Origin of the sequence: Mycolicibacterium mageritense (assembly GCF_010727475.1) — a bacterium.
Classification (GTDB): Bacteria; Actinomycetota; Actinomycetes; order Mycobacteriales; family Mycobacteriaceae; genus Mycobacterium; species Mycobacterium mageritense.
This window is the reverse complement of the sequence record NZ_AP022567.1, coordinates 7,431,411-7,454,654: the sequence shown is the minus strand read 5'-3', so window position 1 is coordinate 7,454,654 and position 23,244 is coordinate 7,431,411. Positions and strand designations below refer to the sequence as shown.

Here is a 23,244-nt window from a genome sequence, read left to right as displayed (position 1 = left end):
CCTCCTTAGACGACGCGCTTGCCTCGACGTGCGCGGGAACGCATGTCCCACAGATACAGCTGATAGCCCAGCAGCCAGAGGTCGCGAGGGATGACGTGGTCTGCGATGCGCAGGGCGGTCAACAGCCAGCCGAACCGGCGCTGTTGCGCGCTGTTCCACGCCAGCTGCATGTGCGTGCGGAACTCGGGCGGCAGGAATCCCGTGGTGGCGAACAGGTTGAAGCGCCCGGCCGGCAGCCGCAGCGGCGCGGGCAGGAACGCCATCGCGGCCACCCCGTGCAGGTGCTCGCGCACCGGCGGGTCGATCTGCAGAGCGTCCAGCGAGCGCTTCCAGTACTCGTCGAATGCGCGGCGGTCGGCGGGCCACATGTCGTCGCGGACCTGCAACGTCGTGCCCAGGCTGCGGGCATCGGCGTAGACCGCGTCCGCGGCAGCGTCGTCGAGCGGCCCGTACAGGAACTCGTGCATGTCGATGTAGTACCGGTACAGGCACGCCGCGACCCACAATTGCAGGTGGGGGTCGAAGGCGTTGTAGTACACCGGGCTTGAGCCGGTGGACCGGACCAGTGCATGCACCTTGTCCACCTCGGCGCGGATCAGGGCGCGGTCGGCGGCTGAGCCGAGAGTGGCTGCGGCCAGGTATGTCCCGGTGGTGCGGGCCCGCTTGAACGGGTGCTTGTAGACGTTGCCACTGTCCACCGGACTCTCCAGCACGCCGTAGCCGACCCCGGGTGCGGACAGCTGCATGATGACGTTGGCCGCGGGCAGCAGCACCGCGGCCGGGTTGAGCAGATCGACGACCCTGCGCGGTCGTCGCGGCGGACCCAACCTCATAGCGTCGAGTAGACCACTTTGTGAGACGCTGCCGAAGTGTTTGCGCTGACACGCCGGGGCCGCGCCGCGGGCATCGCCGCCGGATACCTGGCCGACCTGCTGCTGGCCGATCCGCGCCGCGGACATCCCGTCGCGGTGTTCGGAGGCGCGGCGGCGCAGTTGGAACGACGGACCTACGCCGACAGCCGCGGTGCCGGCGCGCTGCACACCGGGATCCTGCTCGGCGCCCTTGGCCTGCTCGGCGTGGCGGGCCGGGGTCGCGCGTGGGCGCTGGCATTCGCGGTGTTCACCGCGCTGGGCGGTACGTCCTTGAACCGCGTGGGCGGTCAGATGGCGGCCCTGCTGGCAGATGACGACGTGGCGGGCGCCCGCGCGCTGCTGCCGTCGCTGTGTGGCAGGGATCCAGCGGCGCTGGATCCCGCCGGGCTGACCCGGGCGACCGTGGAATCGTTGGCGGAGAACACCTCCGACGCCCAGGTCGCGCCGCTGCTGTGGGCCGCGGTCGGCGGTGTGCCCGGCGTGCTGGTGTACCGCGGCGCCAATACTCTCGACGCGATGATCGGCCACCATTCGCCACGCTACGAGCGATTCGGTTGGGCTGCGGCGCGTTTCGACGATGCGCTGAATTATGTGCCGGCCCGGGTCACCGGCCTGCTGGTCGCAGTGTGCGCGCCGGTGGTCGGCGGATCCGCCCGGGCGGCGCTGCGCGCATGGCGCCGTGACGCGTCGCGGCACCCCAGCCCGAATGCGGGCGTCGTCGAGGCGTCGTTCGCGGGTGCGTTGGGGGTGCGCCTGGGCGGGCCGACGCAGTATGCGCACCGGCTGGAGATTCGCCCGACACTCGGAGACGGACGCGTCCCGGAGGTGCCCGATGTCGCGCGGGCCGTGCGGTTGTCGCGTGCGGTGCAGGCCGGTGCCGCGGTGCTCGCGCTCGGGCTCAGCGCCGCTTGCCGTAGCGGTCGGCGAGCTTCTCCTCGGTCGTCAGCGGTTTGGCGGGTGCGGTTTGCGCGCCTGCGGGCGATGCGGCACCCGCGGCGCGTTCCCGACGGCGCTGTTTGATCTCGGCATAGACGAAGTAGCCCAAGCCGATCGGCGCGACGATGCCGAACGCGATCCACTGGATTCCGTATGACAGGAAGGGCCCGGCGTCGAGATGAGGCAGCGGGATGACGCCGAGACCACCGGGTTGACCTTCGACCAACTGCAGATACGAGCCCGTCAACGGCACCCCGGTGAGCGCCGCGATCTGCGTCGTGCTGATCGAGTAGACCTGCTGTGCACCCTCCGCGCGGAACGGTTGCTTGCCGGTGACCTGCGCCTCGGAATCACGCAGCCGCGCCGTGATGGTGACCGGTGTCGTCGGCGCAGCCGGGATGGGTGGCACCGCGGTGCCTTGCACGGGCCGCACGTAGCCGCGGTTGACCAGCACGGTGGGCCCGCCGTCGACCGCGAACGGGGTCAGCACCTCGTAGGCCGGATCGCCTTCCACCACGCGTAACCGGGCCAGCACCTGGGCTTCGGGCAGATAGTGTCCGGTCGCGGTGACGCGCTGCCATTGTTGGTCGGGTGCGGCTGAATCCTGGTGCGGCAGTAGCGTGGTGACGCTCACGGGCTCCGCGGTCAGCGAACTCGCGATCTGGTTGTTCTCCCGCGAGGTCTTGGTGTTCTTGCCCAGCTGCCACGGTGCCAGCACGGTGAAACACAGATAGGCGAACGCGCCAACGACGACGATGAGGGCCAGCCACTGCGGCCGCAGCAGAAACGTCAAGCGTCGCATCAGGCCGACTTTTCTCGCTCGGCGAGCGCGGCGTCGACCCAGTCGTGCAGCCCGGGCAGGGCCGCTTCGATCACGGTGAACACGTCCTCGAAGTCGTCGGTGGTGCCGTAGTACGGATCCTCGACGTCGGGTGTGTGCGCGGCCGACCGCGGATCGAACGAGCGCAGCATCCGTAGCCGCTCCGGCGCCACGCCCAACTCGCGCAGGATCCGGAGGTGGTTGCGGCCCAACGCGACCACGAGATCGGCCGCGAGATGGTCGTCGTCGACCTGCGCGGCAAGATGGTCGGCCGGGTAGCCGTGCGCGCGCAGCACTCCGCACGCGCGGTGGTCCGCGCCGTCGCCCGCATGCCAGCTGCCGGTGCCGGCGCTGGTCACGCGCACGACGTCGGCCAGGCCGCGCTCGGCGATCTGATGGGCGAACATCTTCTCCGCCATGGGGGACCGGCAGATGTTGCCCGAACACACGAAGGTCACATGCAGCGCGTCAGACACCGAGCACCTCGCGAAGCGATTCGACGGTCGCGACGTGGGCGTGCGCCGAGCTCGCACCGGCCTCGGCGAAGTCGTCGCGGCCGTAACCCCATGCGACCACCACGGTGTCGATGCCGTGTTCGGCCGCGCCCTCGACGTCGTGCGCGCGGTCGCCGACCATCAGCACCCGCTGCGGCAGCGGGTGCAGTTGAGCCAGCGCGTGCGCGACCACCTCGGCCTTGGTCGCGCGCACGCCGTCGGGGCTGGCCCCGGCGATCACCTCGAAGTAGCCGTCGAGCCCGAAATGCTCGAGGATCCGGCGCGCGGTCGGCTCGGCCTTCGAGGTGGCAACGGCCAGCCGGATCCCGGCCGCGCGCAGATCCTGCAGCAGCGCCGGGATGCCGTCGAACAGCTTGTTGATCGACCAGCCCCGGCTCGTGTAATCGTCCCGGTAGGCGGCGATGGCCGCGTCGACGTGCTCGCCCAGGCCGAGCTCGCGCAGCGTGTGGTGCATGGGCGGGCCCACGATGCGCCGGGCGAGGTCGCCGTCGGGCACCTCGGCCCCGACGGTCTGCAGCGCGTGGCGAAAGCTGGAGACGATGCCCTCCGCCGAATCGGTCAAGGTGCCGTCGAGGTCGAACAGCACCAGTTCGGGCCGGGTGTCGCTGCCGATCTCGCTGATGAGCCCAATTGCATGGCCAGTCACATGGCCATTGTCCCCGATGCGTGCAGCGCTCCACCGGATGCCCGGATCGGCGCATCGACCACTACTGTCGTGCTGTGGCAAGTCCAACCCGCACGGGCGCCCGGTACCACGGTGACCAGGCAGCTTTGCCCGGCATGCTGGACTTCGCGGTCAATGTGCGCGCCGGTGCGCCACCCGACTGGCTGACGGAGCGGCTCGCTGCACGGCTGTCCGATCTGGGTCGCTATCCGAGCGTGGCCGACGAGTTGCGCGCCGTGCGCGCGGTGGCGGCCAGGCATGGCCGCGACGAGGCAGAGGTGGCGCTGCTGGCCGGTGGCGCCGAGGGGTTCAGCCTGATCGCGGGGCTGCGGCCGAGGCTCGCGGCACTGATAGCACCGTCGTTCACCGAACCGGAAGCCGCGCTGGCCGCGGTGGGCGTTCCGATCCGGCACGTGGTGCTCGACCCGCCGTACCGCCTCACCGAGGTGCCGGGCGACGCGGACCTGGTCGTGGTGGGGAATCCGACCAACCCGACGGGTGTGCTGCATCCGCGCGACGACATCCTCGCGTTGCGGCGCCCCGGCCGGTTGATCGTGGTCGACGAAGCGTTCGCCGACGCCGTGCCCGGTGAACCCGAGTCGCTGGCCGGCGACGCCCTGCCCGATGTGCTGGTGTTGCGCAGCCTCACCAAGACGTGGTCGTTGGCCGGGCTTCGGGTCGGTTACGCGCTCGGCGCACCCGGCCTGATGGCGCGGCTCGTGGCACGCCGTCCGCACTGGCCGCTGGGTACCTTGCAGTTGGAGGCGATCGCCGCGGCCAACGCCGCCGACGCGGTCGCCCAAGCCGAGGCCGGGGCGCGCGAGCTGGCGGCGCTGCGGGTTGAGATGGTTGCCGGGTTGCGTGCGCTCGGGTTGGACGTGGTCGACGGCGCGGCACCGTTCGTGCTGTTTACCGTGCCGGATGCCGAGTTGATGCGAAAACATCTGGAAAGCAAAGGCATTGCGGTGCGCCGTTGCGATACTTTCGTGGGCCTGCCGGGGCATCATCTGCGAGCCGCGGTACGGGTGGAGTGGCCGCTGCTGGTGGATGCGATGAGGGAGGTGTTGCCATGACTGCGCGCGGGACCGGGGTGAGCCTGGCCGATGTCATCGGAGTGCTGGACGCGGCGTACCCGCCTGCGCTGGCGCAGAGCTGGGATTCGGTCGGGTTGGTGTGCGGCGACCCCGGGGAGCGCGTGGAGTCGGTGACGATCTCGGTCGACGCCACCGAAGCGGTGGTGGCCGAGGTGCCCGAGCGGGGCCTGCTGCTCGCGCATCATCCGTTGTTGTTGCGTGGTGTCGACACCGTTGCGGCCAGCACCGCAAAGGGCGCGCTGATCCACCGGCTGATCCGGACCGGGCGGGCGTTGTTCACGGCGCACACCAACGCCGACGCGGCGTCGCCCGGCGTTTCCGATGCGCTGGCCGACGCACTCGGGCTTGAGGTGGACGGCGTGCTGGAACCGGTGCCGGGCCCCGACCTCGACAAGTGGGTGGTCTTCGTACCCGCGGGCGACGCCGACGCCGTGCGCGACGCGCTCTTCGCCGCGGGTGCGGGCCGGATCGGCGACTACTCCCATTGCAGCTGGAGCGTGGCGGGTACCGGACAATTCCTGCCCCACGACGGGGCGTCGCCCGCCATCGGTGAGATCGGCAGTGTCGAACGAGTGGCCGAGGACCGCGTCGAAGTGATCGCGCCGGCGCGACTGCGTGCGGGGGTGCTCAAGGCGATGCGTGCCGCGCACCCATATGAGGAGCCGGCGTTCGACATCATCGCGCTGGCACCCATCCCCAGCGACGTCGGAATCGGCCGCGTGGGGACGCTGCCCAAGCCGGAGCCGTTGTCGGCGTTCGTATCCCGCGTGCACGACGCGTTGCCCGCCACGTCGTGGGGGGTGCGGGCGTCGGGTGATGCCGATGCCGTGGTGGCGCGCGTCGCGGTGTGCGGGGGTGCCGGAGACTCGCTTTTAGGTGCGGTGAACGGGGCCGACGTGCAGGCCTACGTCACCGCGGACCTGCGCCACCATCCCGCCGACGAGCACCGCAGGGCGTCGGGTGTCGCGCTGGTCGATGTCGCGCACTGGGCCAGCGAATTCCCGTGGTGTGCTCAAGCGGCGGGGGTGTTGCGCGCACACTTCGGTGACGCGTTACCGGTCCGGGTGTGCCCGGTCCGCACAGATCCATGGAACGTCGAGAGTCGAGCGTAGGGATGAACATGAAAGCTGAAGTGGCCCAACAACGTTCGCTGCTCGAGCTGACCGAGGTCGATGCCGAGCTCGGGCGCATCGAGTATCGGGCCAAACACCTTGCCGAGCAGCAGCGGGTCGACGAGGCGCAAGCCGAACACGCGGCCGCCAACGACCGGCTGGCCGTGCTCGGCATCGCGCTGGAGGATCTCGGCGCGCAGGTCGCGAAGTTCGAGACCGAGATCGACGCCGTGCGCCAGCGCGAGGACCGCGACCGGGCGCTGCTCGAGGGCGGTTCGGTGGGGGCCAAGCAGGTCAGCGAGATCCAGCATGAGTTGGAAACCCTGCAGCGGCGGCAGTCCAGCCTGGAGGACTCGCTGCTCGAGGTGATGGAGCGCCGGGAAGACCTGCTGGCCCAGCAGTCCGACGAGCTGGCTCGCATCGACGAACTGCAGAACAGCCTGAACGAGGCGCAGCAGGCCCGCGACGCCGCGCTGGTCGACATCGATGCCGCTCGGCACCAGTGCATTTCACGCCGCGATTCCTTGGTGGCCGAGATCGATCCCGAGCTGATCGGAATGTATGAGCGGCAGCGGGCGCGCGGCGGTGCCGGCGCCGGCGCGCTGCAGGGCCGGCGGTGCGGTGCGTGCCGGATCGAGATCGACCGCGGCGAGATCGCCCGGATCACCGCGGCGGCTGACGACGACGTGCTGCGCTGCCCGGAATGCGGCGCAATCCTGTTGCGGGTCAAGCCGTGAAGGTTCTGGTCGAGGCCGACGGCGGCTCGCGCGGCAACCCCGGGCCCGCGGGGTTCGGGGCTGTCGTGTGGACGGCCGACCACGGCGTCGTCCTCGCGGAACGGAAGGAGGCCATCGGCCTCGCCACCAACAACGTCGCCGAATACCGGGGCCTGATCGCGGGTCTGCAGGCAGCCGCGGCCGAGGGTGCCGACGAGGTTGCGGTGTCGATGGATTCCAAGCTCGTGGTGGAGCAGATGTCGGGCCGGTGGCGCGTCAAGCATCCCGACCTGGTTCCGCTGCAGCGTGACGCCGCCGCGCTGGCTGCGCAATTCGCGGACGTCACGTACAGCTGGATTCCGCGGGCGCGCAACGCTCATGCCGACCGGCTGGCCAACGAGGCGATGGACGCTGCGGCCGAGGTGGTTTCGCTGACGGAAAGCGCTGCGGAGAAACCCGCTGAAAAGCCCGCCGAGAAGCCCGCCGCCCCGGGCTGGACCGGTGCTGTCGGCGCGCCGACCCGCCTGCTGCTATTGCGGCACGGACAGACCGAACTGTCGGTGCGGCGCCGTTATTCGGGCCGCGGCAACCCGCCGTTGACCGAGGAAGGCCGCAGGCAGGCTGAGGCTGCCGCACGGTATCTCGGGGAGCGGGGCGGCGTCGCGGCGGTGGTGTCCTCGCCGCTGCAGCGCGCTTATGACACTGCCGCGGCGGCGGCCAAGGCGCTGGGTCTCGACGTCACGGTCGACGACGATCTGATCGAAACCGATTTCGGTGAGTGGGAAGGGCTGACTTTCGCCGAAGCGGCCGAGCGTGACCCTGAGGTGCATCGGCGGTGGTTGCGGGACACCAGTGTCGAGCCGCCCGGTGGCGAGAGCTTCGATGCCGTGGCGCACCGCGTGCGTCGGGCCCGCAACCGCATCATCGCCGAGCATGGCGAGGCGACCGTGTTGGTGGTCTCCCACGTGACGCCGATCAAGACCGTGCTGCGGTTGGCGCTCGACGCGGGGGAGGGCATCCTGTACCGGCTGCATCTGGACCTGGCGTCGTTGTCGATCGCCGAGTTCTACGGTGATGGTGCGGCATCAGTGCGATTGGTGAACCAGACCGCCTACCTCTAGGCGTGCAGGTGCAGCTGCTCGCCGTGCGGTCCGAGGATCGTGATGGCCTCAACGGGACCGTCCACGACACCGAACCAGTGTGGCGTCCAGGTTGAAAACTCGACGGCCTCACCAGGTTTGACGATGAAGTCCTGGTCTCCGAGGATGAGCCGCAGTTGCCCGGACAGCACGTACATCCAGTCGCGCCCCTCGTGGACGGGAAACTCGGTGGGCGGCTTCTTGCGCCGGGGGCTGATGCGGATCTTGAACGCGTGCAGGCCGCCTGCCGGGCCGTGGCGGGTCAGCGGCCAGTAGGTGATGTCGTGATGCGTGTGTGAACTGCCTTTGACGCGTGGGTCTTCCGCCTCGGGCGGTCGCAGGAGTTCATCGGTGGTGACCGAGAGCGCCGTGGCGAGCCGGGGTAGGTGATCGAGTGCGAGCCTGCGCTTTCCCGATTCCAGCCGGCTCAGTGTCGACACGTCGATCTGCGCGCGGGTCGCGACGTCTTCCAGGGTAAGGCCTCGTTGGCGGCGGAGGTCTCGCAGCCTTCGCCGGACCAGCGCATCGACGTCGTCGTCGGGCGGTTTTGCCTGCATGGCAAATTAGGTTGGCAGATTCGCGTTCGGTGGGCAAGCTCTGGGTATGGACAACGTATGGGACTGCATCGTGGTCGGCGGTGGGGCCGCCGGGTTGAGTGCCGCTCTGGTGCTCGGCCGGGCCCGCCGGCGCACACTGTTGATCGATGCCGGTGCGCAAAGCAATTCGGCTGCTCACGGCATCGGAGGACTGCTCGGCCATGACGGGCGGCCACCCGCCGAGCTGTATGCCGCGGGCCTTGCCGAACTGGCGGCGTATCCGTCCGTCGAGCTGCGGACCGGTGAAGTCGTCACGGGAGAACCGGGTTTCGTGCTCGAGCTGGCCGACGGCAGGCGGGAACGGGCCAGAACCGTGCTGTTGGCGACCGGCATGGAATACCGGCCGCCGAAGCTCGCCGGGCTCGAAGAACTCTGGGGCAATTCGGTTTTCCACTGCCCCTTCTGCCACGGCTGGGAGATGCGTGACCAACCGCTGGCGGTGATCGCCCAGGGTGAGCGCGCCGTGCATTCGGCCCTGCTGCTCCGAGGCTGGACCGATGATCTCGTGGTGCTCACCGACGGCGCGAGCGGGCTGGACGAGGCTCAGGTCAAGCAGCTCGATGCGGCCGGGATCGGCGTCGACGAGCGCACGATCACCCGACTGGTCGCAGACGGCGGCGCGCTGACGGCCGTGGAGTTCGCCGACGGTACCCGGCTGGCCCGTCGCGGAGCGCTGGTCGCCAGCACATTGCACCAGCGTTCGCCGCTGGCCGCGCAACTCGGCGCGGTTTCGGCCCCGGGGCCGGTGGCCGCCGACGCACTCGTGGTCGACGGGTTCGCGCGCACCTCGGTGCCGGGATTGTTCGCCGCAGGAGATCTGACTGCCCAGATGCCGCAGGTGGCCACGGCCGTGGCGGCGGGCAGTCAGGCCGGCGCAGCCGTCGTGCAGTTCCTGCTTGCTGAGGACGTCGGGTTGCCCGTGCCGCCGTGGCCGACGCGTACGGCCGTCACCGCGCAGTACTGGGAACGGCACTACGGGCAGCGCGGACGCATCTGGAGCGGGCGGGTCAACCCGCAGCTGGAGCGGATCGCCGCGGAACTGCCCGCGGGCCGGGCCCTGGATCTGGGTTGCGGTGAGGGCGGTGACGCCGTGTGGTTGGCCGAGCGCGGCTGGCAGGTCACGGCCGCGGACGTTTCGGAGACCGCGCTGCAGCGCGCCGCAGCGGAAGCGGCGGCCCGCGGCGTCTCCGACCGCATCAGCTTCGAGCGGCACGACTTCTCCGAGAGCCTGCCCGGCGGCGGCTTCGACCTGGTGTCGGCACAGTTCCTGCAATCGCCGATCGCCATGGACCGAGCCGGGTTCCTGCGCCGCGCGGCCGACGCGGTGACGCCGGGTGGCCTGCTGGTGGTCGTCGATCACGGGGCGGCGCCGCCCTGGGCGCCCGAGCATGTCCGAAAGTTCGAGTTTCCCACCGCTGATGAGGTTTTGGCGGCACTGGAGCTTCCCGAGGCGCACTGGGAACGGGTCCGGGTGGGCCCCGAGCAACGCGAGGCGACCGGGCCTGACGGGCAGCGCGGCACCCTCATCGACAACGTGATCGTGCTGCGGCGGGTGGCCTAGCGGCAACTTGTCGGCCTGTTGCCTCATGTCAAGATGCGCGCGTAGAGGCATTCGTTGCCTCACGTAATCGTGCGCGCTTGTTGATCTGGGGTTGGGCGGTAGCGCTGGCCTTGGTGGTGGCGAGGGTGAACAGTTGCGCGGTCAGGGCTTGCACCTGGCGTCCGGTGGCGGCGGGATTGATCAACGAGTAGGCGCGGGTCATCGCCACGATGCGTTCCACGGTCATGTCAGAGTGATCGATCGCGCGATGAAAGGGAGTGGCGGCCTCGTCGTGCTTCTTGCAGACTTTGGCTCCGTTGCGGACCTTGGATACCAGCTTCTGCTGCGGATAGAAAAAGTTGGTCAACGTGGACTGTAGCCGCCAGATCTCGTTGAGCAACAACACCTCTGCGGCGGTGTCGTAGCGGTAATAGCCCACCAACATGCGCACCACCGACCAGTTCTTCTGCTCGACATGACAGCCGTCGTTCTTATTGCCCGGCCGTGATCGGGTAAAGGTGATCTTGCGGTTCTCACACCACGTGAGCAGGTCGTCATTGATGAACTCTGATCCGTTATCGCAGTCCACACCCAGAATCGGAAAGGGCATCGCACGGGCGATGTCGTCAAGGGCGGCCTTCACGCATTTGCCGGTCCGCTCAGGCATGGAACGGTTCTCGGTCAACCGGTGGCGATGTCGGTGACCGTCAAGGTCGAGGCATGACCTCCGCCCCGGATGCCGCCATCGTGCCAGACCGAGTCGATCTCGACGAATCCCGGCCGGGCGTCCTGCCATTCGGCCCAGGTACGCACCGGGATCTGACTTTTGAGCAGCGATCCCGGTTTCGTACCCGCGCCCGCGGCCGGAGTTTGCGCGCTCACCGGCCAAGCGACGATCGATAGTGGCCGCCGACATCGACACCAACAACTCAGCGGTGCCCTCATCGATGTCCAGCTCCCGGAAATGGCGCAGCACGGCCACCAATTCAGCGAGCATCGGCGCCAGACGCTTACCAGCCGGCATCCCGAGCACCGTCCAGCACACCGTCAGTGCCGCGATGACCTCTGGTCCATACTTCACCGGCCGCTCGCGCGGCGTAACGACTTTGGGCCCCGATGCGGCTTTGAGCGCCTTGCGGCATGACTGCGATGCCACCCGGTATTGGCACAGCTCATCGAGAATCCGCCCCTTACCGCCCTTGCTCGCCAACTGGTAACGGACTGCGGTCGTCTCCGTCACGGCTCTGCGTTCGGCCAACGTCAACCCCATCGTTTGGGCTTACGCGCGCATTTTCAATGAGGCAACGAATCACCCATTCACGCGCATTTTTGACGAGTCAACGCGGTCGGTGGGTCCGCGTAGCATCGCTCATATGTTCGAACTAGCGGAGTTGGCCCAGGTCAACCCGGACGCTGATGAGGCGCAGCTCCATCGGCGCATGGAGGAACTCGAGCTGGCGAAGTCGGCCGCGGCGGCTGGGCAGGCCCGGTGCGCGGTGTTGATGGACGAGAAGAGGCGGGCGCGCGAGGCCGCCGCGGGCGTGCCTCGCGCGAAGCAGGGTCGTGGCGTGGCCAGCGAGATCGCGCTGGCCCGCCATGATTCGCCGACATGTGGCAGTCGGCATCTGGGGTTCGCCAAGGCGCTGGTCCATGAGATGCCGCATACCCTGCGCGCGCTGGAGTCCGGTGTGCTGTCGGAGTGGCGGGCCACGTTGATCGTGCGGGAATCGGCGTGCCTGACCGTCGAGGATCGGCGGGCGTTGGATGCCGAGATGTGCGCCGACATCGCGAAGCTCGTCGGCAAGGGAAACAACGCGATCGAGGCCGAAGCCAAGAAGATCGCGTATCGCCTGGACGCGCAGGCAATCGTCGACCGGGCGGCCAAGGCCGCAGAGGATCGCACGGTGACCATCCGGCCTGCGCCGGACTGCATGGCGCGCGTGACGGTGTTGTTGCCGGTACAGCAGGGCGTCGGAATGTACGCGGCGCTCAAGCGTAAGGCGGATACGACGTTCGACGGCCGCACGCGCGGTCAGGTGATGGCCGACACGGCCGTTGAGCGGGTCACCGGCCGTCCGGCCGACGCACCTGAACCGATTGCGGTCAACATGACGATCTCCGATCAGACGTTGTTCGGCGACGATGACAGGCCGGCGGTGGTCGAGGGCTACGGTCCCGTGCCCGCGTCGGTAGCTCGCAAACTGGTCGGTGATGCGGTCGTCGACAAGCGTTCGCGCGCGACGCTGCGGCGGCTGTATCTGCACCCGGGTTCGGGCGCGCTGGTGGCGATGGAGTCGCGGTCGCGGTTGTTCCCCAAGGGGTTGGCTCAATTCATCCGATTGAGGGACCAGGTCTGCCGGACCCCGTATTGCGGTGCTCCGATTCGCCACCTCGACCACGCGCAGCCCCACGCCGGCGGCGGCCCAACCAGTGCCCTCAACGGTCTCGGTGAATGCGAACACTGCAACTACGTCAAGGAATCACCCGGCTGGAGCGTGACGACCAGGGACGAAAATGGTTTGCACACAGCGGAATTCGTGACTCCCACCGGTGCGTGTTACCGGTCGACTGCGCCGCCGCCACCGGGGCGGGTCGAAGTGTACGAGAGCGCGACCGAACTGCGGATCGCGATCGAGGTCGTGCGCTGCGCGAACGCCGCCTAGATGGTGCGTTGAGTCAGCCGGACGCTGTTGCCCGACGGATCGCGGAACCCGGAGTCGATGCCGTACGGCATCTGGTTGGGTGGCTCGGTGAACTCGACACCGCGGGCGCTGAGCTGCTCATAGCTGGCCTGGCAATCGTCGGTGGTGAGAAACACCGTGCCCGCGAAGCCTTTGGCAGTGAGATCCAGCACCTGCTCACGGGTGCTCTCGTCCATCACGGGCGCACCCGGGACGGCCATCAGCACGATGCTGACATCGTCCTGCCCGGGCGGCCCAACAGTGAGCCAGCGGAAGGCGCCCATCTCTTCGGGGAACGAAACATCTTCGCGCACTTCCATACCGACTTTCTCGGTCCAGAATTTGAGCGCGACTTCCTGATCGTGAACCCACAGGTGCGTGCAAGCGATTTTCATCATGGCCTGACGCTACGTTCGGCCTGCCTCGGGCGTCTTCTCCGTATGTGCTGTCTTGGCCGACCGTCTGGTGTCGCGCGCCAGGATGCAGCTGGGCACGGGGGCGCGGAGCATCGCCGGCGGCAGGCTCGCACGATAGGCCGCGGGTGGCCTGCCGTACACCTGGGCGAAGCTCGTGGTGAACGACCCGATGCTGCGCAAGCCGACCATCACGCAGATGTCGGCCACCGAACGGTCGGTGTTGCGCAGCAGGGCCGCCGCGCGCTCCAGCCGCCTGCTCTGCAGATAGGCCCGCGGCGATTCCCCGAACGTGCGGCTGAACATGCGGCTGAAGTGCGCCCGGGACAGCCCGGCGGCCGCGGCGAGGTCGTCGACGGTGATCGGATCGGCGTAGCGTGCGTCGGCCAGATCTTTCGCCCGCAGCAGATATCGGGCCGGTGGCACCTGCGGCATGGATTTAAGGGTACGGTGATCTGCGCGAACGAGTTGGCCAGGCGGCCGCGGCACCCTCGGGTGTCGAGGAAAGTCCGGACTTCACAGAGCAGGGTGATTGCTAACGGCAATCCGAGGTGACTCGCGGGAAAGTGCCACAGAAAACAGACCGCCAGCAATGGTAAGGGTGAAACGGTGCGGTAAGAGCGCACCAGCACTCCGGGTGACCGGGGTGGCTAGGCAAACCCCACCCGAAGCAAGGCCAAGAAGGCCGCAACCCGGTTGCGGCCGCGCAGGCGTTCGAGGGTTGCTCGCCCGAGCCTGCGGGTAGGCCGCTTGAGGCACCCGGCGACGGTGTGTCCAGATGGATGGTCGCCGCCTCGCCCTCCGGGGCGGGGAACAGAATCCGGCTTACCGGCCAACTCGTTCGCCTACTAGTGGCTCTTGCGGACCGCCTTGTCGAGTTGCTTGAGCGCATCGTCGAGCATCGTGCGCGCATAGTGCGCGATGTCGTCCTCCTGCTGATACAGCAGGCCGTAGGTGAACGTGTCCTCACCGGCGGCATGTGCGGCCTCGGCCTGGGTGCTCAGGTGGGTCCGGCTCACGACGCTGTCCTGGTGGTCGCCGAGCAGGGTCTGGATGGTCTTGGCGCGGTCGGACACCTTGCTTTCGCCGGTTGCCGCCGCGGTGTAGCGAAGTCGTTTGGCGCCCTTGCGGATTCGGTGCAGCGCCTCGTCCTTCTCCTCGGTTTCGGTGTCATCGGCGGCCGCCACGGCCTTGGCCTTCTTGGCCGCCTTGCGTACCCGCTTGTACGCCGAATCGATGCTCACCGAGGGCGCTTCCTCGCCGGCCTCCGGCTCCGGCGGCTCGGCGGTGACCAGCTCGTCGAGCGCATCGAGCAGGTGGAAATACCGCTGCGACCGCATCGCCGCCAAGGAGCGCCGCAGCCCCGACGCATAGCGCCGGTTGGCGCCGTCGACCAGACGCTCCCGTACCGGACCGCGGATGAGATCGGCAGGCAGCTGGTCGAGTGCACGCTGATAGCGCTCGGCGAGCACCTCGGCGTCGCGGGCCACGCCGAGCACAGCGGCCAGGGTGCGCAGCTCGTCGAGAATCCACTCGTTGTCCGCGAGGGGGAACGAGTCCTTGGACTCCTGCAGCAGACTCCGAATTTTGCGTGTCGTGACGCGCATCTGATGGACCGAGTCGTAGGTGTCCGCGCGTACCGCGCGGTCCCACACCAGCAGCTGGTCGATCTGTTCGGCGATGGCGCGGTGTACCGGGTCGGCAGGCACGCGGGCCGTCGCGGCAGCGGTGCCTGCGGTGTCCAGTACCCGGGCCAGCTTCGAGCCGTGCCCCGCCGGGGCCGCTCCGGCGTCGAACAACCGATTGGAGAGCCGGTCGAGCAGGTCGTCAGGCACGTCGTCGCGGTCGGACAACAACTCGAGCTCCCACTCGCGCCACCGTTGCTCCTCGGCGCCTTCGCCGATGGTCGATGCGGTGACCGCGTCGTCGCAGAACTCCGCCAGCGCGCCGCCGTCGTGGCCGTACAGCACGTCGATGCGGCGGCGGGTGGAGATCCGGGCGACCGGCGCCAGGGGTTTGGCCCGCACGATCGCCAGCACGATGTCTCGCAACTCGCCGGGCACGTCGTCTTCGGAAGACTCCAGCGGGGCCCGCACCTCGGTCCGGGCGTCGGGGCCCGCGGGCAGCTTGAGGTGCCAGCCGGCGTCGGTGCCGCCGGTGCGGCGCCGCAAGGTCACGCGGTGGGCGGCAAGATCACGCTCAGGTGTGTCGAAATACACAGCATCCAACTGCTGCTCCGGCGACCGGTCGACCCGGGCCACCGCCGACAGGCCGTCGAACGACGGCGACACAGTGGATTCGGTTACCTCGAACTTCCGCTCGACCTCGGTGTGCCTGGAGGTTTTGCGCGTTCTGGGGGCCATGTTCACCTTCGTCGTGGGCGCTGGATGGGGGAGCCGGGATAGCCCAGCGTGCCACATCGGGATGAACACGCAGTCGCCGACGACGGTCACAGCACGGTCAAGACTTGATGTTTCCGGCCCGGGGTACTCCGCAAATTCTGAGAGGCCTCTTAATATTGTGTGCATGAGTGTGCAGACCAGGCCAGCGCGCATGGAGATCGGGGATTACCTCGATTCGGAGGGCAACATCGCCATCCCTGAGGGCTCCACGCTGCTGTCGCATTTCCACCGCAACGTCGCCGAACTCGGCGAGACGACCGCCTACCGCTATCTGGACTACGAACACGACGGCCAGGCCATCGAACTGACCTGGGCAGAGCTGGACACCAAGGTCCGCGCGATCGGTGCCCGGCTGCAACAGGTGACCAGCGCGGGGGATCGGGTCGCCATCCTCGCCCCGCAGGGGGTCGACTACGTGGTCGGCTTCTTCGCCGCCATCCGGGCCGGAAACATCGCGGTGCCGTTGTTCTCCCCGGAACTCCCCGGGCACGCCGAGCGGCTCGACGCGGTCCTGGCCGATGCCGCCCCGACGGTGGTGCTGACCACCACGGCAGCCGCCGAGGCCGTGGGCCGGTTCCTGCGCAAGCTGCCGCGGTCGCGCAGGCCCCGGATGATGGCGATGGACGCGGTTCCGGACTCCGTCGGCGCCGATTTCAGGACCGTTCCCATCGCCACCGACGACATCGCCTACCTGCAGTACACCTCGGGTTCCACCCGGACCCCCGCCGGCGTGGAGATCACCCACCGGTGCGCGTGCACCAACGTGTTGCAGATGATCATGTCGGTGGGCCTGGACTGGAACATCCGCAGCGTCAGCTGGCTGCCGTTGTTCCACGACATGGGGCTGCTCATGATCATGTTCCCGGCCCTGTGCGGCGGAGAGATCACGCTGATGTCGCCGGTCGCGTTCGTCCGCAGGCCGTATCGCTGGATCAAGGAACTCGGCGCCTCCGATGTGCCGACGTTCGCGGCGGCACCCAACTTCGCCTTCGAACTGGCCGCGCAGCGCGGCTTGCCGCCTGCCGGCGAAGAGCTCGACCTGAGCAACGTCGCGGGCCTGATCAACGGCTCCGAGCCGGTCAGCATGGCCTCGATCGAGACGTTCAACGCCGCGTTCGCGCCATACGGACTGCAGCCGACGGCGGTCAAGCCGTCCTACGGCATGGCCGAGGCCACGTTGTTCGTCTCGACCATCGCACCTGACGCCCAGCCGAGCGCGGTGTACGTCGACCGCGAGCAGCTCGGGGCCGGCCACGCCGTCATCGTGGAGCCCGACGCGCCGGGCGCGCTGCCGCAGGTGTCCTGCGGACAGGTCGCACGCAGTCAATGGGCCGTGATCGTCGCGCCCGACCACGACGCCGAACTGCCGGACGGCCAGATCGGTGAAATCTGGCTGCACGGCGACAATGTCGGGCGGGGCTACTGGCGCCGCGCGGCCGAATCCGAGCTGGCGTTCGCCAACAAGCTGCAGTCACGGCTGCAGCAGGGCAGCCACGCGGAAGGCGCCCCCGCGGGCGGCACATGGTTCCGCACAGGGGATCTCGGCATGTACCTCGATGGCGAGCTCTACATCACCGGGCGGATCAAGGACATGGTCATCATCGATGGCCGCAATCACTACCCGCAGGATCTGGAAGCCACGGTTGCCGCGGCGTCGCGTGCCGTCCGGGCAGGTTTCGTCGCCGCGTTCTCGGTGCCCTCGCCGCACGGCGAGCGGCTCGTGATCGTCGCCGAACGCGCGCCCGGCGCGGGCAGGGCCGATCCGGCGCCGATCGCCGACGCCATCCGTGCGGCGGTCTCACGGCATCACGCCGTCGCTGTGTCGGACATCAAACTGGTTGCGGCAGGCTCGATTCCACGCACCACGAGCGGAAAGCTGGCGCGCCGCGCCTGCCGGGAGCAGTATCTCGCCGAGGTGCGGTCGGGCTGACCGCGGGCGGCAGGGGACAATAGCGCGATGAGCAGCATCGGCCGCGGCCGCCCGAGGCTCGAGCAGCCGCGCAGGCCGGGCAAGACGGCCCGCGAGGAAATTCTCGACGCGGCGGCTGAACTGTTCACCACCCAGGGGTACGCCAGCACCTCGACGCGGCGGATCGCCGACGCGGTGGGGGTGCGGCAGGCGTCGCTCTATCACCACTTCGCGACCAAGGACGACATCCTCGACGCGCTGTTGACCGACACGGTCGATCCGCCGCTGCAACTGGTCGTGGCGCTGCGCGACGATCGCGGGCCGGCGGCGCCCCGGCTGCACGCACTCGCGGTCGGCGACGCCATCCAGCTGTGCGCGGGCCGGTGGAACCTGGGCGCGCTGTACCTGCTGCCGGAATTGCGCACCGACCGGTTCGAGCCGTTCCGCCGCCGGCGGGCCGAACTGCGCAACGCCTACCAGGAACTGTCGGCGGCCGTGATCGCCGAGTGCGGCGGGCCGCCAGACGCGGCCGACCTGCCGTTCCGGCTCGTCGAATCGACCGTCAACAGCAGGTCCGACGACGGTGACGTGCCATCGGAACAACCGTGGGTGATCGGGGAGGGGGCGTTGCGCCTCCTGGGTTACGACGGTGACTTCGCCGCCCTGGTGCGGGCGACCGCGACGCGGTTGGGTGTGCAACCGGCCGAGCGGGCCGCCCGATAGAGTGCGGCTTCGTGACCGACTCTTCCTATGAAGCCATCACGCTCTCCCACGCCGGCCCCGTCGCGCAGATCACCCTGAACCGCCCGGACGCCGCGAATGGCATGAACGACACCATGACTCGCGAACTCGCAGACGCCGCGCGGCGGTGCGACGCAGCGGGCACCAAGGCCGTGGTGCTGACCGGGTCGGGTCGGTTCTTCTGCGCGGGCGGCGACCTGAAATCGTTCGCGACGGCCGAGTCGCGGGGCCGTTACATCAAGGGCGTCGCCGACGACCTGCACCGGGCGATCTCGACGTTCGCCCGGATGGACGCCGTGCTGATCACCGCGGTCAACGGCACCGCAGCCGGTGCGGGGTTCAGCATCGCGGTCACCGGCGACCTCGTGTTGGCCGCCGAGTCGGCGTCGTTCACCATGGCCTACACCAAGGTCGGGCTGAGCCCGGACGGCAGCTCGTCGTACTACCTGCCGCGGCTCGTCGGGCTTCGCCGCGCGCAGGAACTCATGCTGAGCAACCGCACCCTGTCGGCGGCAGAAGCGCACGAATGGGGGCTGGTCACCGAGGTCGTCCCCGACGCCGAACTCGCCGAGCGCGCCACGGCGCTGGCCCAGCAGGTGGCGGCCGGTTCGGCGGGGTCGAACGGCGCGGTCAAGGCGCTGCTGCTGTCGTCGTTCAAGAACAGCCTCGAAGAGCAGATGGAGGCCGAGGGCCGGTTGATCGCCGAGCGCGCGGACTCGGCCGACGGACGCGAAGGGGTCGATGCGTTCCTCGCGAAGCGCCGGGCCGAGTTCGCCTGACGCTCAGGCATAGCCCTCGATCAGGACGGTGTCCCTGTTCGTGGCGTCCTGGCGTAGGGCGAGCACCACACCCGGAGCGTTGACGAGTCCCTCGAACGCGTCGAATGGAACCTGAGAGATGGGCTGGCACGTCGTATTGCTGAACATCCGCAGAAGCGATTGTCCGTGTCGGCCTGTGGCGAGTTTGCGGCCGAAGTCGTAGAAGACGAAACCGTCGCGCAGTGCCACGTAGCCGATGTCCTGGCTGCCGTGACGGTTGGGCAGCCGCTGTGATGCCACCTCGATCGGCGTCGTGGTGGTGCATTTCAGCTGTCCGTCATTGCCGTACCCCGACAGCACGTCCCAATCGGGTTGGTTCTGCCTGTGCATGGCCAGAAAGCCTTGGGCAGGAGCGGGGGTGGTCTGAACGGCGGTGTCCGGGGGAAGAGGCACAACCAGTTGCTTGTCAGCATTGAAGAAGAAGTCGGGTACGCGCCGATCTCTCCAGTCCGTTTGCAGATAGAAGCCTTCTGCGCCGGTCGGGAACACGTATGAGCTCGCGCTCGTCCAATATTCTTCCGTCGAGGGTGGGCCCTGCAAAAACGTGTTCTCCCATAGCTTCTCACCGTTCTTCGGGTCGGCAACCAAGACTTTGAAGTCCACCACCTTGTTGCCGTTGTCGTCTCGGTCACACCACAGAATCGATGCGAGTCGAGTGGTGGTATCGGCTGGATGATGCTCCGAACAGTCACCTCTGGGATTGGGAACCGACCACATCGGCCGGCCCGACCGGGCATCGAACCGGGTCCACGTCTGCTCGTCGCGGTACACCAGGAACGGGTCGGGATCGTAGAGACCTGATTCGCTGTGGAATGCGGTGTCCAGCTGTTCGTCGGAGCGAGTCCACAAGCGTTGCCCCGTCATGGCGTCGAGGCCGACGAGAACGGTTTTTGACCTGCCGTGGTGGGCCAGAACCACGGTAGCTCCCTGGTCGTACGCCCTGGCCTCGATCGCGGACGGTCCGGGCCCAGTTCTGCGGTAATGCCAGCGTTCGTTGCCGTCGGCGCCGTAGGCGGTCACATAGCCATTCTGGACAGTGATGAAACCTGCTCCCGCAGGCCAGATTTCGTAGCGCGGACCGTAACTGGCGCTCAGCGCGTCAGGCAGCGTCAACGTGAACCGGTGCTGACCGAGTGCTGACGGATACGGCGGAACATCGACCCGGTCTGCGGTGGTCGCGTCGATGTATCGGTCGTCGTTGCCGGCGGAAGCGGCGGTCACCGCCACCGCGGTCGACGCGACAACCCCGATCACCGCGCCGAGAACAAGCATCCGATTGTTCCGCCGGGTCCACCACGGCAGAACAAGGCCGGCGAGCATTGCGGCGACGGTGCCGGCGATGACAAGAACCCAGGCTCCGACAGCCGCCGGGAGCGCGACGCTGACGGGGCCCTCGTTCATCGCTTGGCGGTAATAGACCGTGATGCCGGTGTGGAACCCCGCGACGAAGAGAAGCGCAACGATGGCCCAACCGCCGATACTCCACCATCTGAGCGGGCCACCTGAACGGCGCGGTCCCCGCGCGCCTGTCAACGCAATCAGCAGCACCGCAGCGGTGACCGCCGCCGAGATGGACACGAACGTCGTCGAGTTCCACGGATTGACGTCGACTCCCGACGGGGGTGGGGGATCACCTACCAGTCCGAACTTGCCGCTCAGCCGGCTCCACACTGCCAGCAAGATTGCCGACACGAGCAAGACGCATGCGGCGCCCGCGGAAAGCGATGCAGCTTTTCCCCACGCGCTGTTGTCCGACGAGTTCCCCTGGTCGCTGTGCACGCGCCCAATCGTCACACGGTCAACACGCCGCTCCGCACGCCAATATCAGCCCGTCCGCGTCTGCTCGTGCTGGTTAGGGTCAGTAGCTGTGCTCGTCCGCCGGGAACACCCCGGACGCCACTTCCTGCGCGTACTGCGTTGCCGCGCGGTGCAATTCGCCACCGACATCGCCGAAACGCTTGACGAATTTGGCGGTCTTACCGCTGGTCAGCCCGGCCATGTCCTGCCAGACCAGCACCTGGGCGTCACAGTTGGGGCCCGCACCGATGCCGACGGTGGGGATGGTGAGCTTGCCGGTGATCTGAGTCGCCAGCTCGGCGGGCACCATCTCAAGCACGACCGCGATCGCGCCGGCTTCCTGTACGGCGATGGCGTCGTGGATGGTCTGCTCGGCGGCGTCGCCCCGGCCCTGCACCCGGAACCCGCCCAGGCTGTTGACGCTCTGCGGGGTGAATCCGATGTGGGCGACCACGGGAATTCCCGCAGCGCTCAGCGCCGCGATCTGATCGGCCATGCGCTCGCCGCCCTCGAGCTTGACCGCTTGCGCGCCGGTTTCCTTCATGAACCGTGTCGCGGTGGCCAGGGCCTGCGTCGGGCTGCTCTCATAGCTGCCGAACGGCAGGTCGGCGACCACGAGGGCGTGCGGCGCGCCCTTGACGACGGCGCGCACCAGGGGGATCAGCTCATCGATCGTGATGGGCACCGTGGTGTCGTAGCCGTAGACCACGTTGGCCGCGGAATCGCCGACGAGCAGCACCGGGATGCCTGCGTCGTCGAAAACCCGTGCGCTTGAGTAGTCGTAGCACGTGAGCATGGCCCACTTGTGCCCTTCGGACTTCCATTTCTGCAGCGTGAGGGTGCGGACCTTGGTGCGCGGTTTCGCGGTCTCCGCGGAACCGGAAGCAGCACCGTACAGAGCGTGTTCAGACATCATCGTCCCTTGTGATGGTCGGTTCGAATCTCGACGCCGCCTTGCGGTCCCCGGATTCGTCTGACAGCTGTCAGTCTGCCACCGCCGCCAACGAAGGTAAAAGGCGCGTTAAGTGGATTTGCTCACACTTGGCCTGCTCGGACCTACGATCAGCGGCATGCAAAGGCTCAGTGGACTCGACGCCAGCTTCCTCTACCTCGAAACTCCGGCTCAGCCGATGCACGTGTGCTCGATACTCGAGCTCGACACCACGACCATGCCCGGGGGCTACACGTTCGACCGGCTGCGCGAGGCGCTCGAGCTGCGGATCGCGGCCATGCCGCAGTTCCGGGAGAAGCTCGCCGACAGCAGGCTCAACCTCGATCATCCGGTGTGGGTGGAAGACAAGGACTTTGACGTCGACCGGCATCTGCACCGGATCGGGTTGCCTGCTCCGGGCGGCCGCGTGGAACTTTCCGAGATATGCGGCCATATCGCGTCGTTGTCGCTCGACCGCACCAGGCCGCTGTGGGAGATGTGGGTGATCGAGAACGTCGCGGGCACCGACGCGCACGCAGGCGGGCGGATCGCGGTCATGACGAAGATGCACCACGCCGGCGTCGACGGCGTCACTGGTGCCAACCTGATGTCGCAGCTGTGCACCACAGAACCCGACGCACCCGCGCCCGAGCCTGTGGCGGGTGCCGGGGACGCCTCCGAACTGGAGATCGCGATCAACGGTGCGGTCAAGTTCGTGACGCGCCCGCTGAAATTGATCAACGTGCTGCCCACGACCGTGTCCTCGGTGGTCGACACGGTCAAACGGGCACGCAGCGGCCTGACGATGGCCGCGCCGTTCGCCGCGCCCAAGACCGCGTTCAACGCCAACATCTCGGGCCGGCGCAACATCGCGTTCGCCCAGTTGGACCTGGAGGACATCAAGACCGTCAAGAACCACTTCGGCGTCAAGGTCAACGACGTCGTCATGGCGCTGGTGTCCGGGGTGCTGCGCACCTACCTCATCGATCGGGGCGAACTTCCGGACAATTCCCTGGTGGCGATGGTGCCGGTGTCGGTGCACGAGCGCTCCGACCGGCCGGGCCGCAACCAGGTTTCTGGCATGTTCTCCAAGTTGGAGACCCAGATCGACGATCCGGTGGAGCGCATCAAGTCGATCGCATCGGCGAATTCCGTTGCCAAACAGCACAGCTCGGCGATCAGTGCGACCCTGCTGCAGGACTGGACGCAATTCGCCGCACCCGCGGTGTTCGGCGCGGCGATGCGGGTGTACGCGGCCAGCAGGCTGTCCGGCGCGAAACCCGTGCACAATCTGGTGATCTCGAACGTGCCGGGGCCGCAGGTGCCGCTGTACTTCCTGGGCTCGGAGGTCAAGGCCATGTATCCACTGGGGCCGATCTTCCACGGATCCGGCCTCAACATCACGGTGATGTCGCTGACCGGGATGCTCGACGTCGGCATCGTGTCGTGCCCCGAGTTGCTGCCCGACCTGTGGGACATGGCCGACGACTTCTCCGTCGCCCTCGACGAGTTGCTGAAGGCCGCGAAATAGGCGTCGAAAATGGGCGG

The 23,244-nt window shown here is 68.1% G+C and carries 20 protein-coding genes, 1 other RNA gene and 2 pseudogenes; 12 read left to right on the top strand and 11 right to left on the bottom strand.

Features of this window, described 5'->3' with window-relative positions; genetic code table 11:
* Positions 1 to 5: 5 nt before the first annotated feature.
* Complete coding sequence (locus G6N67_RS36045) at positions 6 to 833, bottom strand: oxygenase MpaB family protein (protein ID WP_036438938.1); 828 nt, start codon at positions 831 to 833, stop codon at positions 6 to 8.
* A 36-nt stretch (positions 834 to 869) separates the two neighbouring features.
* Between G6N67_RS36045 and G6N67_RS36040 the strand changes: the two are divergent.
* Positions 870 to 1,811, top strand: a pseudogene (locus G6N67_RS36040) (cobalamin biosynthesis protein); the annotation flags it as partial.
* Here G6N67_RS36040 and G6N67_RS36035 read toward each other — a convergent pair.
* The 3 genes from G6N67_RS36035 to G6N67_RS36025 are packed head-to-tail and all read right to left on the bottom strand — an operon-like array spanning position 1,771 to position 3,789.
* Positions 1,771 to 2,610: an SURF1 family cytochrome oxidase biogenesis protein gene (locus G6N67_RS36035; RefSeq protein ID WP_081812756.1), complete on the bottom strand. Its 840-nt coding sequence runs from the start codon at positions 2,608 to 2,610 to the stop codon at positions 1,771 to 1,773. The pseudogene G6N67_RS36040 and the gene G6N67_RS36035 overlap by 41 nt on opposite strands.
* Entirely contained in the window at positions 2,610 to 3,104 is a 495-nt protein-coding gene (locus tag G6N67_RS36030) for a low molecular weight protein-tyrosine-phosphatase (protein ID WP_036438943.1), read from the bottom strand. The genes G6N67_RS36035 and G6N67_RS36030 overlap by 1 nt, the downstream gene beginning before the upstream one ends.
* Positions 3,097 to 3,789, bottom strand: a complete 693-nt coding sequence (locus G6N67_RS36025; protein WP_230022332.1) for an HAD-IA family hydrolase — start codon at positions 3,787 to 3,789, stop codon at positions 3,097 to 3,099. Before G6N67_RS36025 ends, G6N67_RS36030 begins: the two co-directional genes overlap by 8 nt.
* A gap of 74 nt (positions 3,790 to 3,863) precedes the next feature.
* Between G6N67_RS36025 and cobC the strand changes: the two genes are divergently transcribed.
* The 4 genes from cobC to G6N67_RS36005 are packed head-to-tail and all read left to right on the top strand — an operon-like array spanning position 3,864 to position 7,850.
* Positions 3,864 to 4,880: an Rv2231c family histidinol phosphate aminotransferase CobC gene (cobC, locus tag G6N67_RS36020; RefSeq protein WP_036438945.1), complete on the top strand. Its 1,017-nt coding sequence runs from the start codon at positions 3,864 to 3,866 to the stop codon at positions 4,878 to 4,880.
* Positions 4,877 to 6,013: a Nif3-like dinuclear metal center hexameric protein gene (locus G6N67_RS36015; RefSeq protein ID WP_036438948.1), complete on the top strand. Its 1,137-nt coding sequence runs from the start codon at positions 4,877 to 4,879 to the stop codon at positions 6,011 to 6,013. Before cobC ends, G6N67_RS36015 begins: the two co-directional genes overlap by 4 nt.
* 8 nt (positions 6,014 to 6,021) lie before the next feature.
* Positions 6,022 to 6,750: a zinc ribbon domain-containing protein gene (locus G6N67_RS36010; protein WP_036440403.1), complete on the top strand. Its 729-nt coding sequence runs from the start codon at positions 6,022 to 6,024 to the stop codon at positions 6,748 to 6,750.
* Positions 6,747 to 7,850: a bifunctional RNase H/acid phosphatase gene (locus G6N67_RS36005; RefSeq protein WP_036438950.1), complete on the top strand. Its 1,104-nt coding sequence runs from the start codon at positions 6,747 to 6,749 to the stop codon at positions 7,848 to 7,850. The genes G6N67_RS36010 and G6N67_RS36005 overlap by 4 nt, the downstream gene beginning before the upstream one ends.
* Here G6N67_RS36005 and G6N67_RS36000 read toward each other — a convergent pair.
* Complete coding sequence (locus tag G6N67_RS36000) at positions 7,847 to 8,425, bottom strand: type II toxin-antitoxin system RelB family anti-toxin (RefSeq protein ID WP_036438953.1); 579 nt, start codon at positions 8,423 to 8,425, stop codon at positions 7,847 to 7,849. The genes G6N67_RS36005 and G6N67_RS36000 overlap by 4 nt on opposite strands.
* A gap of 46 nt (positions 8,426 to 8,471) precedes the next feature.
* Here G6N67_RS36000 and G6N67_RS39595 point away from each other — a divergent pair, with 46 nt between their 5' ends.
* The gene (locus G6N67_RS39595) at positions 8,472 to 10,025 is read left to right on the top strand and encodes a bifunctional NAD(P)/FAD-dependent oxidoreductase/class I SAM-dependent methyltransferase (protein WP_036438956.1); all 1,554 of its coding nucleotides are present in this window, start codon (positions 8,472 to 8,474) and stop codon (positions 10,023 to 10,025) included.
* Between the two features lie 28 nt (positions 10,026 to 10,053).
* Here the strand turns inward: G6N67_RS39595 and G6N67_RS35990 are convergent.
* Positions 10,054 to 11,274: pseudogene (locus G6N67_RS35990) on the bottom strand (integrase catalytic domain-containing protein).
* A 103-nt stretch (positions 11,275 to 11,377) separates the two neighbouring features.
* Here G6N67_RS35990 and G6N67_RS35985 point away from each other — a divergent pair.
* A complete protein-coding gene (locus G6N67_RS35985) occupies positions 11,378 to 12,667 on the top strand; it encodes a 13E12 repeat family protein (RefSeq protein ID WP_163642430.1) in 1,290 nt (429 codons plus the stop codon).
* Here G6N67_RS35985 and G6N67_RS35980 read toward each other — a convergent pair.
* Both G6N67_RS35980 and G6N67_RS35975 read right to left on the bottom strand, forming a co-directional pair.
* Entirely contained in the window at positions 12,664 to 13,083 is a 420-nt protein-coding gene (locus tag G6N67_RS35980) for a VOC family protein (RefSeq protein ID WP_036438959.1), read from the bottom strand. The two genes, G6N67_RS35985 and G6N67_RS35980, sit on opposite strands and share 4 nt — an antisense overlap.
* A 9-nt stretch (positions 13,084 to 13,092) precedes the next feature.
* Complete coding sequence (locus tag G6N67_RS35975) at positions 13,093 to 13,533, bottom strand: helix-turn-helix transcriptional regulator (protein WP_036438961.1); 441 nt, start codon at positions 13,531 to 13,533, stop codon at positions 13,093 to 13,095.
* Between the two features lie 29 nt (positions 13,534 to 13,562).
* On the opposite strand from G6N67_RS35975, the gene rnpB reads away from it, so the two are divergent.
* An RNA gene (gene rnpB, locus G6N67_RS35970) (RNase P RNA component class A) lies at positions 13,563 to 13,942 on the top strand.
* Positions 13,943 to 13,946: 4 nt separating this feature from the next.
* On the opposite strand, the gene G6N67_RS35965 is transcribed toward rnpB, so the two are convergent.
* Positions 13,947 to 15,461 (bottom strand): CYTH and CHAD domain-containing protein, encoded by a 1,515-nt coding sequence (locus tag G6N67_RS35965; protein ID WP_036440410.1) that lies wholly within the window; start codon positions 15,459 to 15,461, stop codon positions 13,947 to 13,949.
* A 163-nt stretch (positions 15,462 to 15,624) separates the two neighbouring features.
* Between G6N67_RS35965 and G6N67_RS35960 the strand changes: the two genes are divergently transcribed.
* Genes G6N67_RS35960 through G6N67_RS35950 form a run of 3 tightly spaced genes read left to right on the top strand, consistent with a single transcriptional unit; the run spans position 15,625 to position 18,929 of the window.
* Positions 15,625 to 17,430 (top strand): fatty acyl-AMP ligase, encoded by a 1,806-nt coding sequence (locus G6N67_RS35960; protein ID WP_073911736.1) that lies wholly within the window; start codon positions 15,625 to 15,627, stop codon positions 17,428 to 17,430.
* 27 nt (positions 17,431 to 17,457) lie between these two features.
* Positions 17,458 to 18,132, top strand: coding sequence for a TetR/AcrR family transcriptional regulator (locus G6N67_RS35955; RefSeq protein WP_036438965.1), 675 nt, complete (start codon positions 17,458 to 17,460; stop codon positions 18,130 to 18,132).
* Positions 18,133 to 18,143: 11 nt separating this feature from the next.
* A complete protein-coding gene (locus G6N67_RS35950; protein WP_036438969.1) occupies positions 18,144 to 18,929 on the top strand; it encodes an enoyl-CoA hydratase/isomerase family protein in 786 nt (261 codons plus the stop codon).
* 3 nt (positions 18,930 to 18,932) lie between these two features.
* On the opposite strand, the gene G6N67_RS35945 is transcribed toward G6N67_RS35950, so the two are convergent.
* Positions 18,933 to 20,747 (bottom strand): BamB-related PQQ repeat family beta-propellar protein, encoded by a 1,815-nt coding sequence (locus tag G6N67_RS35945; protein ID WP_036438971.1) that lies wholly within the window; start codon positions 20,745 to 20,747, stop codon positions 18,933 to 18,935.
* Between the two features lie 79 nt (positions 20,748 to 20,826).
* Positions 20,827 to 21,678: a 3-methyl-2-oxobutanoate hydroxymethyltransferase gene (gene panB, locus G6N67_RS35940; protein ID WP_036440413.1), complete on the bottom strand. Its 852-nt coding sequence runs from the start codon at positions 21,676 to 21,678 to the stop codon at positions 20,827 to 20,829.
* A 157-nt stretch (positions 21,679 to 21,835) separates the two neighbouring features.
* Between panB and G6N67_RS35935 the strand changes: the two genes are divergently transcribed.
* Positions 21,836 to 23,227 carry a WS/DGAT/MGAT family O-acyltransferase gene (locus G6N67_RS35935; RefSeq protein WP_036438974.1) on the top strand — a complete coding sequence of 464 codons (1,392 nt, stop codon included), beginning with the start codon at positions 21,836 to 21,838 and terminating at the stop codon, positions 23,225 to 23,227.
* Positions 23,228 to 23,244: the final 17 nt, after the last annotated feature.

Bases quoted from the DNA above. Each gene is read 5' to 3' on its own strand.
- G6N67_RS36045 (WP_036438938.1), bottom strand. From the start codon at position 833: ATGAGGTTGGGTCCGCCGCGACGACCGCGCAGGGTCGTCGATCTGCTC.
- G6N67_RS36035 (WP_081812756.1), bottom strand. From the start codon at position 2,610: ATGCGACGCTTGACGTTTCTGCTGCGGCCGCAGTGGCTGGCCCTCATC.
- G6N67_RS36015 (WP_036438948.1), top strand. From the start codon at position 4,877: ATGACTGCGCGCGGGACCGGGGTGAGCCTGGCCGATGTCATCGGAGTG.
- G6N67_RS36010 (WP_036440403.1), top strand. From the start codon at position 6,022: ATGAAAGCTGAAGTGGCCCAACAACGTTCGCTGCTCGAGCTGACCGAG.
- G6N67_RS36000 (WP_036438953.1), bottom strand. From the start codon at position 8,425: ATGCAGGCAAAACCGCCCGACGACGACGTCGATGCGCTGGTCCGGCGA.
- G6N67_RS39595 (WP_036438956.1), top strand. From the start codon at position 8,472: ATGGACAACGTATGGGACTGCATCGTGGTCGGCGGTGGGGCCGCCGGG.
- G6N67_RS35985 (WP_163642430.1), top strand. From the start codon at position 11,378: ATGTTCGAACTAGCGGAGTTGGCCCAGGTCAACCCGGACGCTGATGAG.
- G6N67_RS35980 (WP_036438959.1), bottom strand. From the start codon at position 13,083: ATGATGAAAATCGCTTGCACGCACCTGTGGGTTCACGATCAGGAAGTC.
- G6N67_RS35975 (WP_036438961.1), bottom strand. From the start codon at position 13,533: ATGCCGCAGGTGCCACCGGCCCGATATCTGCTGCGGGCGAAAGATCTG.
- G6N67_RS35965 (WP_036440410.1), bottom strand. From the start codon at position 15,461: ATGGCCCCCAGAACGCGCAAAACCTCCAGGCACACCGAGGTCGAGCGG.
- G6N67_RS35960 (WP_073911736.1), top strand. From the start codon at position 15,625: ATGAGTGTGCAGACCAGGCCAGCGCGCATGGAGATCGGGGATTACCTC.
- G6N67_RS35955 (WP_036438965.1), top strand. From the start codon at position 17,458: ATGAGCAGCATCGGCCGCGGCCGCCCGAGGCTCGAGCAGCCGCGCAGG.
- panB (WP_036440413.1), bottom strand. From the start codon at position 21,678: ATGTCTGAACACGCTCTGTACGGTGCTGCTTCCGGTTCCGCGGAGACC.
- G6N67_RS35935 (WP_036438974.1), top strand. From the start codon at position 21,836: ATGCAAAGGCTCAGTGGACTCGACGCCAGCTTCCTCTACCTCGAAACT.